This is a genomic window from Ruegeria sp. H7, from assembly GCF_056532945.1.
This window is the reverse complement of record NZ_JBQFNZ010000005.1, coordinates 127,067-139,839: the sequence shown is the minus strand read 5'-3', so window position 1 is coordinate 139,839 and position 12,773 is coordinate 127,067. Positions and strand designations below refer to the sequence as shown.

At 61.9% G+C, this 12,773-nt stretch carries 12 protein-coding genes; 1 reads left to right on the top strand and 11 read right to left on the bottom strand.

What is annotated here, in order from left to right; all coding sequences use genetic code 11:
• Positions 1 to 33: 33 nt before the first annotated feature.
• Positions 34 to 975: an ABC transporter substrate-binding protein gene (locus ACR0AC_RS12675; RefSeq protein WP_170632431.1), complete on the bottom strand. Its 942-nt coding sequence runs from the start codon at positions 973 to 975 to the stop codon at positions 34 to 36.
• A 181-nt stretch (positions 976 to 1,156) separates the two neighbouring features.
• Between ACR0AC_RS12675 and ACR0AC_RS12670 the strand changes: the two genes are divergently transcribed.
• Entirely contained in the window at positions 1,157 to 1,960 is an 804-nt protein-coding gene (locus ACR0AC_RS12670; RefSeq protein ID WP_480873813.1) for a DeoR/GlpR family DNA-binding transcription regulator, read from the top strand.
• Here ACR0AC_RS12670 and ACR0AC_RS12665 read toward each other — a convergent pair.
• From ACR0AC_RS12665 to hutI, 10 genes are all read right to left on the bottom strand, one after another.
• Positions 1,957 to 2,718 (bottom strand): methyltransferase domain-containing protein, encoded by a 762-nt coding sequence (locus ACR0AC_RS12665; protein ID WP_480873810.1) that lies wholly within the window; start codon positions 2,716 to 2,718, stop codon positions 1,957 to 1,959. The genes ACR0AC_RS12670 and ACR0AC_RS12665 overlap by 4 nt on opposite strands.
• Complete coding sequence (locus ACR0AC_RS12660) at positions 2,715 to 3,332, bottom strand: pimeloyl-ACP methyl esterase BioG family protein (RefSeq protein WP_480873807.1); 618 nt, start codon at positions 3,330 to 3,332, stop codon at positions 2,715 to 2,717. The genes ACR0AC_RS12665 and ACR0AC_RS12660 overlap by 4 nt, the downstream gene beginning before the upstream one ends.
• Entirely contained in the window at positions 3,329 to 4,615 is a 1,287-nt protein-coding gene (gene bioA, locus ACR0AC_RS12655) for an adenosylmethionine--8-amino-7-oxononanoate transaminase (RefSeq protein WP_480873804.1), read from the bottom strand. The genes ACR0AC_RS12660 and bioA overlap by 4 nt, the downstream gene beginning before the upstream one ends.
• Positions 4,612 to 5,232 (bottom strand): dethiobiotin synthase, encoded by a 621-nt coding sequence (gene bioD, locus ACR0AC_RS12650; protein WP_480873801.1) that lies wholly within the window; start codon positions 5,230 to 5,232, stop codon positions 4,612 to 4,614. The genes bioA and bioD overlap by 4 nt, the downstream gene beginning before the upstream one ends.
• A complete protein-coding gene (locus tag ACR0AC_RS12645; protein WP_480873798.1) occupies positions 5,229 to 6,362 on the bottom strand; it encodes an 8-amino-7-oxononanoate synthase in 1,134 nt (377 codons plus the stop codon). The genes bioD and ACR0AC_RS12645 overlap by 4 nt, the downstream gene beginning before the upstream one ends.
• Positions 6,359 to 7,339: a biotin synthase BioB gene (gene bioB, locus ACR0AC_RS12640; RefSeq protein ID WP_170453854.1), complete on the bottom strand. Its 981-nt coding sequence runs from the start codon at positions 7,337 to 7,339 to the stop codon at positions 6,359 to 6,361. Before bioB ends, ACR0AC_RS12645 begins: the two co-directional genes overlap by 4 nt.
• A 145-nt stretch (positions 7,340 to 7,484) precedes the next feature.
• Positions 7,485 to 9,167, bottom strand: a complete 1,683-nt coding sequence (gene hutU, locus ACR0AC_RS12635; RefSeq protein WP_480873796.1) for a urocanate hydratase — start codon at positions 9,165 to 9,167, stop codon at positions 7,485 to 7,487.
• Entirely contained in the window at positions 9,164 to 9,958 is a 795-nt protein-coding gene (gene hutG / locus ACR0AC_RS12630; RefSeq protein WP_480873793.1) for an N-formylglutamate deformylase, read from the bottom strand. Before hutG ends, hutU begins: the two co-directional genes overlap by 4 nt.
• Entirely contained in the window at positions 9,955 to 11,493 is a 1,539-nt protein-coding gene (gene hutH, locus ACR0AC_RS12625) for a histidine ammonia-lyase (protein ID WP_480873790.1), read from the bottom strand. Before hutH ends, hutG begins: the two co-directional genes overlap by 4 nt.
• Positions 11,490 to 12,698: an imidazolonepropionase gene (gene hutI, locus ACR0AC_RS12620; protein WP_170453861.1), complete on the bottom strand. Its 1,209-nt coding sequence runs from the start codon at positions 12,696 to 12,698 to the stop codon at positions 11,490 to 11,492. Before hutI ends, hutH begins: the two co-directional genes overlap by 4 nt.
• Between the last annotated feature and the right edge of the window lie 75 nt (positions 12,699 to 12,773).

Sequence of the window (12,773 nt, the reverse complement as noted above, 5' to 3'; positions counted from 1 at the left end):
GGAGAACGGGGTGACCGCTCCGGCCAATGCAGATTACTTGGAGATCCAGCCAGACCATCGGTCTTTATTGGCCCCCATCCAATCTGCAACAACGGTATCAATCTCGACGCCGTCCAAATCTGCCTTGCCGACCATCGCGCTCATCTCATCGTTATTGATGCTGTAGGCTTCGATGATGTCATAGGCGCCCGGCCATTTTTCCTGCAAACCGGACCAGGCCGCCTTCCAGATCGGGCCGCGCGGCTTGCCGCAGTCATAGGCCAGATCGGGGTTCACCCCGACTGACGGATCTGCGTAGCATTCCGGGGAAAACGGCGGGAATTCAACGAATTCACCGTCGTATTTTGCCGGTGCCCAATGGGGGACATAGACCCACAGCATGATCGGATCTTCGCGCTGATAAGCGGATTCCAATTCGGCGAACAGGGCCGCATCGGTGCCTGCGTGGACAACCTCGAACTCAAGCTCCAGCGCTTCGACACGCTCTTCGTCGAACCCGCCCCAGGTTACCGGGCCGCCCACATAACGCCCGTTTGGCGCGGTTTCGGCGGTGGCGAACTCCTCGGCGCAGTCTTTCAGTGCCTCCCAGTTCGGCAGGCCGGGGCAGCGGTCTTTCATGTAAGACGGATACCACCATTCCTCGATCGCCATCAGCCCGGTTTCACCCACGTTCACGACGTTGCCCGAGGCTGTCGCCTCATCCAGCGCCTCGCGCCCGGTGGTTTCCCAGATCTCCATCGCCAGATGCAGATCGCCGGTTTTCAGGCCCGCAAACTGCGCGATGTAATCAGCCTGCACATATTCGACGTTATACCCCGCCTCTTGCAGGATCGAGCCCATGATCTTGGTGTTGATCAATTGCCCTGACCAGTCATGCAGCGTCAGCTTGATCGGGTCCGAGGATTCCACAGCCCCCGCCGAGGTCACGCCCGCAACCGCCAAAGCCAATACGCTAAGTCCCAGTTTGAGTTGCATTATACCATCTCCCTGTCGTGGTTTTTCTTTGTGAATCGGTGGTATTATTGAAAGACGACCACATTGTGGGGTTTTGTGTCAATAAAAACCACGTTAAGCCACATAAATACTCTCAAATTAAAACCTAACCGCGCAAATTCTGGCAATTGCGTTGCTTTATGTGGTAGTTGTGGTACCCCTAGTGTCAACTACTGCCATCACCATGGACCCAATGAACCTGAAAACCACAAATCAGCGAGAAGATGAGATCTTGCGCGCCCTGTTCCGGTCGGGCGGATCCTGTCGGGTCAGCGTGCTGGCCAATGAACTTGGCGTGACGCTGGAAACCATCCGCCGCAATGTGCGAAATCTGGAAGAGCGCAGTATCGTCCGCAAGGTCCATGGCGGCGTTCATCTGGTCGAAAACCTGCTGGAACCTTCGCTGGAAAGCCGTTTGGACAGTAAGGTCGACGCCAAGGAAAAGCTGGCCAAAGCCGTCGCCGAGATCATCAGCGACGGGGATTCCCTGTTCCTCGATATCGGGTCGACGACAGCTTATGTGGCGCAGGCCCTTCGGGATCATAAGGACCTGTTTGTGGTGACAAATTCGGTTGTCGTGGCCAACACGCTGGCCGCGCATAACAACAACCGCGTGTTCATGGCCGGGGGTGAGCTGCGCCCCCATGACGGCGGCGCGTTCGGGGTGGAAGCGCAGGAGTTGATCAGGCGATTGAACGTCCGCTTTGCGATCCTGTCGGTCGGGGCGGTAAACGCCGATCTGGGCTTCATGCTGCATGATTTACAAGAGGCCAACCTGGCGCGGATCGCAATCGACAACGCTCAGGTGCGTGTGGTGGTGGCCGATGGCGAAAAGCTGGGCAAACGGGCGCCCGTGACGCTTGAGGTTCCGACGAAGATCAACCTGTTTTTCACCGACACCCAGCCGTCGCAGGGCATTCGCGACATGTTGGCCGAGAACGAAATCGATCTGGTGGTAAAGGATTAGCCTTCGCGTTTCTGGGCAATGATCCAGACCGGATGGTAGGTCAGCGGCACACCCTGCCCATCGCCGAATTCTGTCCAATAGTCCTGTTCGAACCGGGCCAGCGTTGATTTGGTCCAGGCACGTTGCGCGCGACCGTTCACGCCGGTGTTGCGCAGGTGCCGCAGCACGTCGCGCGGGGTGGCAAAGTAGGAGGGCCGCAGGCTCTCACCGGCGGATTTGACGATCAGTACATCTTCGATAGCTGCGCGCATTTCCTCCGCCCCACACAGGCCCGGTGCCTGCGCAGCGGATCCGATCTGCCGCAACTCCTGATACTGTTTCGGGCCGAAACCGGATACGGCTAGCCAACCGCCGGGGGCCAGAGCCTTGGCCGCTTTGCGCAACAGATCAGCCGGGTTCTCCATCCACTGAATCATAGAAGCGGACACCAACAGATCGATATGCGCGGGCCAGGATACCTGCCGCGCGTCACCTTCGATAAATCCGGCACCCACCGCATGCGCCGTTTCGCGGGCCTGCGGGGCGATGTCGTTCAGGCTCAGGTGATCAACCGAGAACTGCGCGCGCAACAAACGGCTCAGATGCCCGGTGCCGCAGCCCAGCTCGAACCCCGCCCGATACTGATTGGGCGCGCCCAGCCGGTGTAACTCGTCCACCAGCTTCTCGGCCACCCAGGCCTGCTGGTTTGCCGCATCGTGATAGGTGTGAAAACTGCGGCTGAAACTGCGTTGCACCTTGTCTGTCAGATGGACTGTCATGCAAACCACTCCGCCCAGCTTTGACCCGCTGCAAACGGGACATGAGGGGTATCGACGCGCCGGATAATGTCTGACCGATCCGTCCATGCGGCCTCTTGCGCGGTGGTGGGGATGACGCGATCCCGCTGAGGTATCCAGATGCGGTCAAAGCCGGGATCGTGGGCCGCGCCCCGATCGATCACGGCAAGCAGTTCGTCACGTGCGGCGGCAATGTCCAGCGCGGGCACAGACCTGACCAATCCGGCCCGGCGACAGAACTTGGTGAAACTCGCGTCAGACAGGTTATCCGCCGTTGCCCGGATCAGGTCGGGTGCGATGCCAAATTCGGTGCTGGCCGGGTTCAACGTCCCGCTGACAGCAACCAGCCGGTCAGGCCGGAAACCGGTCTGCGCCAGCCAATGCGCTGCCGATACAACCCCGAAAGAAAACGCCAGAAGGCGAACGCGATCAAACCCATCCAACGGTAGTGGCGCATCGATCTGCGTGTAATCCTGAACAAGCAACAGGTTGTCCGCATCGGTCAGACCATCAAAAGGCGCAGCCCCAAGTGCCCAGCCCCCGAAGACAAGGGTCAGGTCGGTTCCGTTCGAACGTGACAGCCACTTATGCTTCACTGCGCACCTCCGGCCAGCGCAACCATGGCCGCCGTGACGCGGCTCAGCTCATCAGCCGAGATGATGTAGGGCGGCATCGTGTAGATGTTGCGCGCAAAGGGGCGCAGCCAGACGCCGGTTTGCGGGGCAAGGCGGTGTGCGATCCGGGGATCAACCGTATCCTTCATCTCGATCACGCCAATCGCGCCCAAAACCCTGACGTCTGCGACGCCCGGCAAGTGGCGGGCGGGCTCCAGTTCAGCCCGCATCTGGCTTTCGATGGCAGCCACCTGCCCGGTCCAATGACCTTCGGCCAGAAGGCTAAGGCTGGCCGAACCCGCGACACAGGCCAACGGGTTGGCCATATAGGTCGGGCCATGCATGAACACGCCCGCCTCGCTGTTGCCGATGCCATAGGCGATCTTCTCGCTGGTCACCGTCGCCGCGAACGAAATATGCCCGCCCGTCAGCGCTTTGCCCAGACACAGGATGTCAGGTGTTACACACGCATGATCGATGGCAAATAACTTGCCGGTGCGGCCAAAGCCGGTTGCGATCTCGTCAAAGATGATCAGAACGTTGTGGGCGTCACACAAAGCCCGTGCCGCGCGCAGCCATTCGGGGTGATAGAAATACATCCCCCCCGTGCCCTGCACGACCGGTTCAAGGATCAGCGCCGCAAGCTGGTCGCCCTTTTCGTCGAGCAGGCGTTCCAGCGGCTCAAGCCCGTTTTGCGCCGAATCCTCAGGCCATTCGTCGTCCAGCCGCACATGCGGACGCGGCAGGAAGTGCTGGATCGACAAGGCACCACGGAACAGCCCATGCATCCCGGTGACCGGGTCACAGACGCTCATCGCTTTCCAGGTGTCACCGTGATAGCCGCCGCGCACGGTCGCAAATTCGACCTTGCCGGTGCGGCCATGGGCCATCTGATACTGCACCGCCATTTTCATCGACACCTCGACCGAGACCGAGCCGCTGTCGCAGTAGAATATCCGGTCCAACCCCTCGGGCAGCATGTCAACCATCCTGCGCCCCAGATTGATGGCCGGATGATGGGTCAGACCGCCGAACATCACATGCGGCATCTTCTCCAGCTGACGCTGCATAGCTGAGGTAATCTCGGGGTGCTTATGCCCATGGATCGCGCACCACCACGAGGACATGGCGTCGATCAACTTCGCCCCGTCTTCACGGTACAGATACACACCATCGGCCCGGTCGATCAGGTGCATCGGGCCGGGATCAGCCACGTTGGTATAGGGGTGCCACAGGTGGCGGGCGTCAAAATCCAGCGGGGTCATAGCTCCCCCCGGATGGCATCGACATCGATGGCCTGGAATGCGTTGGCCAGAGCGTCACGAGACAGGTCGGGCAGCATGGGCAGACGCCCCAGATGACGCACATCGCACATCTGGACGATGGTCTGTTCCACATCCGGCTCGGGCTCACCCACAAAAGCCAAGCCCACCACGCGGCACCCTGCATTTCGCAGCGCCATCAGGGACAACGTGGTGTGGTTGATCGTGCCCAAAGCGGTCCGTGCGACCAGCACAACCGGGGCCCTCCATTGCGCGATCAGGTCCAGATAGAACAGCTTGCGGTTCAGCGGCACCATCAGGCCCCCTGCCCCTTCGACAACCAAGGGCCCGTCAACCTGCGGCAGGGACAGGCGCTTTGCATCGATTTCCAGCCCCATATCCTCGGCGGACAGATGGGGTGAGGCGGGCATGTTCAGTCGGTAGGCCTCGGGCAGAACTTCGGCACCGGACAGGTCCCGAACGATGTCGGTGTCAGTGGCGTCTTCCAGCCCCGACTGCACCGGCTTCCAGTATGTCGCACCCAAGGCAGCGGTCAGCCCGGCAGAGAAGACGGTTTTGCCGACACCCGTATCGGTGCCGGTGACGATCAGCGCGCTCATGCGGCCTCCGATTGCTGTTGGGCCAGCGCGGTGAACAGGGCCGAGATGTCGGCATGATCCACATTGCCGGTGATCGAGATCCTCAGGCGCGACGTGCCGCGCGGAACGGTGGGCGGGCGGATGCCGCGCACGTCAAAGCCACGCTCTTGCAGGGCCGAGGCCATGGCCATCGTGCGCGCCTCATCGCCCAGAATGACCGGGATGATCTGGCTGTTCAGGGCAGTTTCGGCGATGCCCTGCTGGCGCGCCACCGAATGTGCATGGCGAATGCGGCCCTGCGCGGCCTGTACCAGCCCTGTGTCCGAGGCCAGCGCCTGCAAAGCTGCGCGCACCAGCGCTGCGTTCAGCGGCGAAGGAGCGGTTGCGAAGATGAACGGTCGTGCGCGGTTGATCAACGCGTCGATCATCACCCGAGGTCCGCAGATCAATCCCCCGGCGACACCCAACCCTTTGCCGCAAGTGTGCAATGTCAACAGTTGCGCGTCCAGATCATGCGCCAGACCTTCTCCGTGCGCGCCATAGACGCCGGTGGCGTGCGCTTCGTCCACAACGAGAATCGCATCGAATTCCCGTGCAAGGGTCGCGAAATCCGATAGCGGGGCAAGATCACCCTCCATCGAATAGACACTTTCGACGGCAATCCAGATCTGCCCGGTGCCCCCTGCCGCACGCCATTCTGCCGCCACCGCCCGGGCATCGCTTACATCATTGTGCCGGAACGACCGCAGATCCGCGCGGCTGGCGCGCATCCCTTCATGGGCGCTGGCATGGACCAGCGCGTCGTGCAGAACCAGATCATCTGCCGCCGGAAGGGTGGAAAAGATCGCCTGATTGGCCTGAAACCCGCCGCCCATGAACAGGGCAGCCTCGGCACCGAAAAACGCGGCGGCCTCATGCTCCAGCACTTCGTGTTCGGGGTGGTTGCCGCGCAGCAGGCGCGACCCGCCGGACCCCACTGGCACGCCACGCGCCACCGCGTCCTGCGCGGCGTCCCGCAACAGTTGCGAGCTCGCCAGCCCCAGATAGTCGTTCGACGCAAAGTCCAGCCCTTTCGCCGCCGCCAAATGGCGACGACGATGGCGCGCATCCAGCGTGCCAAGCATCGACTCCAGCCGATCGACTGCTGTCATTCGGCAGCTTCCGTCTGCGCGTGATCTTCTGCCGTCTCGGGCTGAATACCCAGCTTGGCGAACAGGATCGAATCCACATCCTCTTCGGGGTTTTCGGCCGTCAGCAGCGTCTCACCCACAAAGATCGAGTTCGCACCGGCAAAGAAACACATGGCCTGCATCTCATCGCTCATGTCGCTGCGACCGGCGGACAGACGCACATAGGATTTCGGCATCAGGATCCGGGCCAGAGCGATGATCCGCACAAACTCAATCGGGTCAATCGGCTCGGCATCGGCCAGGGGCGTGTCCGCCTGCGGCATCAGCATGTTGATCGGAACCGAATCCGGTGCGGGCTGCATGTTGGCCAGCGTCAGCAACATGTCGATGCGGTCGCCCGAATGCTCACCCATGCCCAGAATACCGCCCGAACAGACCTTGATCCCGGCTTCCTGCACCCGGTTCATGGTGTCGATCCTGTCGCTGAAGGTGCGGGTGGTGATGACCTCGGAATAATAGCGTTCCGAGGTGTCGATATTGTGGTTGTAATAGTCCAGCCCCGCATCGCGCAGTTGTACGACCTGAGTGTCATCCAGCATGCCCAGCGTCATGCAGGTTTCCATGCCCATCGCCTTGACGCCTTCGACCATGGCGACCAGTGCAGGCATGTCACGGGGCTTGGGCTCGCGCCACGCCGCCCCCATGCAGAACCGCGTCGCGCCGCCATCCTTGGCTTTCTTCGCCTCGGCCAGAACGCGCTGGATCTCGATCAGTTTCGACGCCGGCAGGGTCGAGCCGTTGCGGGCCGATTGCGAGCAATAGGCGCAATCCTCGGCACAGCCGCCGGTTTTGATCGACAACAGCTTTGAGGTCTGAACCTTATTGGGATCAAAGTTCTCGCGATGCACGGTTTGTGCCCGGAACAGAAGATCCATCAACGGAAGGTCATAGACAGCTTGCGCAGTTTTGCGGGTCCAGCCGGAATGGGGGATGATCATTTTATCTATAAAATTTCCTGCAGCTTGCGTTGCTTTGGAGTTATTATCGATAAAATGTTTTGACGCAACACTCTATACGCCAATCACCCCAATATGACGCATCGTCGTTCTGTGACGATCTCGTACGCAATTGAGAAACAAGGTGTCAGCCCAGAATGCCCGGCAGCCGCAACCCGTGTTCGCGCGCGCAGGCTTTGGCATCCTCGTACCCCGCATCGGCATGACGCCAAACGCCCGAGGCCGGATCGTTCCACAGAACGCGCTCCAGCCGTTTTGCAGCCTCATCCGTGCCATCAGCGCAAATCACCACGCCTGCGTGCTGGCTGAACCCCATACCGACCCCGCCGCCATGGTGCAACGACACCCATGTCGCCCCCGAGGCGGTGTTGACCAGCGCATTCAGCAGCGGCCAGTCGCTAACCGCATCCGAGCCGTCCTTCATCGCCTCGGTCTCACGGTTCGGGCTTGCGACCGAGCCCGAATCCAGATGGTCGCGGCCGATCACCACGGGGGCTTTCAACTCGCCGTTGCGCACCATTTCGTTGAAGGCCAGACCCGCCTTGTGGCGGTCGCCCAGTCCGATCCAGCAGATGCGAGCGGGCAGGCCCTGAAAGGCGATCCGCTCCTGCGCCATGTCGAGCCAGTTGTGCAGATGGGTGTTCTCGGGGAACAGCTCTTTCATCTTGGCGTCGGTCTTGTAGATATCTTCCGGGTCGCCCGACAGCGCGCACCAGCGGAACGGGCCGATGCCACGGCAGAACAGCGGGCGGATATAGGCGGGGACAAAGCCGGGGAAGGCAAAGGCGTTTTCCAGCCCCTCATCCTGCGCCACCTGACGGATGTTGTTGCCGTAATCCAGCGTCGGCACGCCTGCGTTCCAGAAATCGACCATCGCCGCCACGTGTTGTTTCATCGACGCGCGCGAGGCTTTTTCAACCGACTTGGGATCGCTTTCGCGCTTGTCTTTCCACTGCGCCATGGTCCAGCCCAGCGGCAGATAGCCGTTGACCGGATCATGGGCGCTGGTCTGGTCTGTGACGATGTCGGGGCGCATGCCGCCTTCCTGCATCCGCCGATAGATTTCGGGGAAGATTTCGGCTGCGTTGCCCAGCAGGCCGACCGATTTCGCCTCACCCGCCTTGGTCCAGCGGTCGATCATTTCCAACGCTTCGTCCAGCGTCTCGGCCTTCTCATCCAGATATCTGGTGCGCAGACGGAAATCGATGCTGTCCGGGTTGCACTCGACCGCCAGACAGCAGGCCCCGGCAAAGACCGCCGCCAAAGGCTGCGCGCCGCCCATGCCGCCCAAACCGCCGGTCAGAATCCACTTGCCGGTCAGGTCGCCGTCATAATGCTGCCGCCCGGCCTCGGCAAAGGTCTCATAGGTGCCCTGCACGATGCCCTGCGTGCCGATATAGATCCACGAGCCGGCGGTCATCTGGCCGTACATCATCAGGCCCTTCTTATCGAGCTCATTGAAGTGATCCCAGTTCGCCCAATGCGGCACCAGGTTCGAGTTGGCGATCAGCACCCGAGGCGCATCCGAATGGGTCCGCACAATCGCCACCGGTTTGCCGGACTGCACCACCAGCGTCTCATCCTCTTCCAGATCCTTGAGGCTGGCGACGATGGTGTCGAAATCCTTCCACGTCCGCGCCGCGCGTCCGATGCCGCCATAGACCACCAGCTCATGCGGGTTCTCGGCCACGTCCGGGTGCAGGTTGTTCATCAACATCCGCAGCGGCGCCTCGGTCATCCAGCTTTTGGCGTTCAACTCAGGGCCTGTGGGCGGGTACACGTCACGGGTGTTTTTGCGAGGGTCAGTCATCGGGCAAGCTCCAATGCGGTGTCGTGGATAGCGTCGAGAATATCTTTCAGCCAGCGGCGCAGGCGCGTGGCATTGCGTTCGTCATAGGACCACGGTGGGCGCTCGGCGGTCAGGTATGTGGATTGGGCCAGTTCCATCTGAATGGCGTGCAGCCCCTCGGCGGGGCGGCCATAATGGCGGGTCGTCCAGCCGCCCTTGAACCGCCCGTTCAGCACTGTGCTATAGGGCGAAGAGGCCGCAAACTCATGGGCGATGGCCTCAATCTCGGGCGCGCAGGTCGTGCCGTTATTCGTGCCCAGGTTCATGTCCGGTAGCGTTCCGTCAAACAGGAAGGGGATATGACTGCGGATCGAGTGGCAATCATACAGCACCGCAACACCGTGGATCGCCTTGACCCGCGCCAGTTCGGCCTCAAGCGCGGCGTGATAGGGCGCGTGGAAGGTGGCGCGGCGCTCTGCGATTTCTGCCTCCGATGGTGGCTGATCCCAAATGTTCTGCCCGTCAAAATCCGTCAGCGGCACCAGCGTCGTGGTGTTCTGCCCGGGATAAAGCGACACGCCCGACGGGTCGCGGTTGGCATCAATCACATAGCGGTGGAAGGAGGCGCGCACGGTGGTGGCACCGGGCAGCAACCCGTCATAGAGCTGGTGGATATGCCAGTCGGTATCGTCAAGCCCCCTGCCCCGGTCGTTCAGTTTTGCCTTGATCGCGGGAGGGACATAAGTGCCGGTATGGGGCAGGCCCAGCACGATGGGGCTGTCGCCCCGCGTGACCTCAACCGGGTCGATCATGCGCCAAGCTCCGGCATGTCTATACCTGTGCCATGGGCAATCTCACCGTTCGCAATCAGGGTATAGGCGGCTTCGATATCCGGCGCGGTATAGCGGTCGTCGCCCAGGGGCGGCACCACAGCGCGCAGGCGCGCCATCACGCCCTGCAGGGTCTCGCTGGTGGGCAGCGGCGCGCGGAATTCGACGCCTTGCGTGGCGCAGAGCAGTTCGACCCCAAGAATGCGTTCAAGATTGGTCACCATCTGCCCCAGACGCCGTGCGCCATGGGCGGCCATGCTGACGTGATCCTCCTGATTGGCAGAGGTGGGTGTTGAGTCCGTGACGCAGGGATTGGCCAGATGCTTGTTCTCGCTCATCAGCGCGGCCGTCGTGACTTCGGCAATCATGAGGCCCGAGTTCAGCCCCGGATTGGGCGTCAGGAAGGGCGGCAGATCAAAGCTGAGTACCGGATCGACAATCAGCGCTATGCGGCGTTGGGCGATCGCCCCGATCTCTGCCACCGCCAGCGCGATCATGTCGGCGGCAAAACCCACCGGCTCGGCATGGAAATTGCCACCCGAGACGATCAGACCGGCCCCGGACAGGACCAGAGGGTTGTCGGTGGCTGCATTTGCCTCGATCTCCAGCGTGGTGGCCGCCTGACGCAGCACATCCATCGCCGCACCCACGACCTGCGGTTGGCAGCGAATGCAATAAGGGTCCTGAACCCGTGTGTCGCCCTCACGGTGGCTTTCGCGGATCACCGACCCGGCCAGCAGCGCGCGCATGGTGGCCCCGGCCTCGATCTGGCCGCAATGGCCGCGCAACATATGGATTTCCGGTTGCAATGGGGCCGTGGACCCCATGATCGCATCCGTGGTCAGCGCCGAAGTCACCAACGCGCTTTGTGCGGCTTGCCATGCGCCGAACAGACCTGCCAGCGCAAAAGCGGTCGAGAACTGGGTGCCGTTGATCAGCGCCAGCCCTTCCTTGGGGCCGAGTTCCACCGGGGTCAAACCGGCGGCGATCAGCGCCTTGTGGCCGGGTATCACCTCGCCACCATATTCGGCTTCACCCGCTCCCATCATGACAGCCGCCATGTGCGACAGCGGTGCCAGATCGCCCGAAGCGCCCACCGAGCCCTGCGCCGGGATCACCGGGGTGACGCCTTTGTCGAGCATGGCTTCAAGCAGGTCGATCAGTTCCAGCCGCACACCGGACGCGCCACGCCCAAGGCTGAGCAGTTTCAGCACCATCATCAGCCGCGCAACCGCGCGCGGGATCGCAGGACCGACACCACAGCAATGAGACAGGATAAGATTACGTTGCAGGGTCGCCGTATCCTCGGCGGCAATCTTGACGCTGGCCAGTTTGCCAAAGCCCGTATTGACCCCGTAAACCGCCGCCTCACCCGCCGCAGCCTCGGCAATGCGCGCCTGCGCCGCTTCGATGCCGGGGCGGCAGGCCGGGTCAAGCCGCACCGCGCATTCCTCGCGGTAAACCTGTTCCAGTTGCGCCAGCGAGACAGCGCCGGGGGTTAGTGTCAGCGGGGTCAAAACGCACCTCCGATGATGCGGGCGTGAAGCGGGTTGAAGCCGATGCGATAGGCGAGTTCCGCCGGGTGCGAGACGTTCCAGACCGCGAAATCGGCGCGCAGGCCGGGGGCAATCTGGCCGCAATCGCTCAGACCCAGCGCGCGGGCGGCGTTGGTGGTGACCCCTTGCAAGGCCTCTTCGGGCGTCATGCGAAACAAGGTGCAGGCCATGTTCATCGTCAGCAGCAAAGACGTCAGGGGGGCCGAGCCCGGATTGCAATCGGTCGCCAGCGCCATCGGCACATTGTATTTGCGCAGCAGGTCGATCGGCGGGGCCTGTGTCTCGCGCAGCGTATAGAACGCTCCGGGTAGGATGACGCCCACGGTACCTGCCTCAGCCATGGCCTGAACGCCGTCTTCATCCAGATATTCGATGTGGTCCGCCGACAACGCGCCATATGAAGCGGCCAGCTTTGCACCACCCAGATTAGACAGTTGCTCGGCGTGAACCTTGATCGGCAGACCAAGCTGCTGCGCCACATCGAACAACGGCACCAACTGGTCGGGCAGGAAGGCTATTGCTTCGCTGAACGCATCTACCGCATCGACCAGACCCTCGGCATGGGCGGCGCGCAGGGTCGGGATGCAGATTTCGGCGATGTAATCTGTGGGCCGATCGGCAAATTCCGCAGGCACTGCATGGGCACCCAGGAAACTGGTCACCACGCGCACCGGGCGGTGTTCGGGCAAAGCCCTGGCCGCGCGCAGCATGGTCAACTCGGTTTCGTGATCCAACCCGTAACCCGATTTGACCTCGATCACGGAAACGCCCTCGGCCAGCATCGCGTCGACGCGGGGTAGCGCCTGCGCGATCAGGTCATCGACACTGGCCGCGCGCGTCGCCTTCACGGTCGAGATGATGCCACCCCCGGCCCGCGCGACCTGTTCATAGCTGGCCCCGTTCAGGCGCATTTCGAATTCGGCCGCGCGATGGCCGCCATGCACCACATGGGTGTGGCAGTCGATCAGTGCTGGCGTTACCAAACGGCCCTCCAGTGAGGTTCTGGGCAGCGCCGAATACTGTGCAGGCAATTCCGTCTGAGCACCGACCCAGACAATCCGACCGCCCTGAACGGCAATCGCGGCCCCATGGATCAGCCCGTATGCGGCCTCACCCGCCATGGTCGCGGCATTCAGGTCAGTAAACAGGTGGTCGGGGGCCTGCATTCGAATCCCTCTCGTGAAATTCTCTCTTTTCTGGTACAGGTGTTTATGCTTTATGTCTATCCATAAAACCGGAGG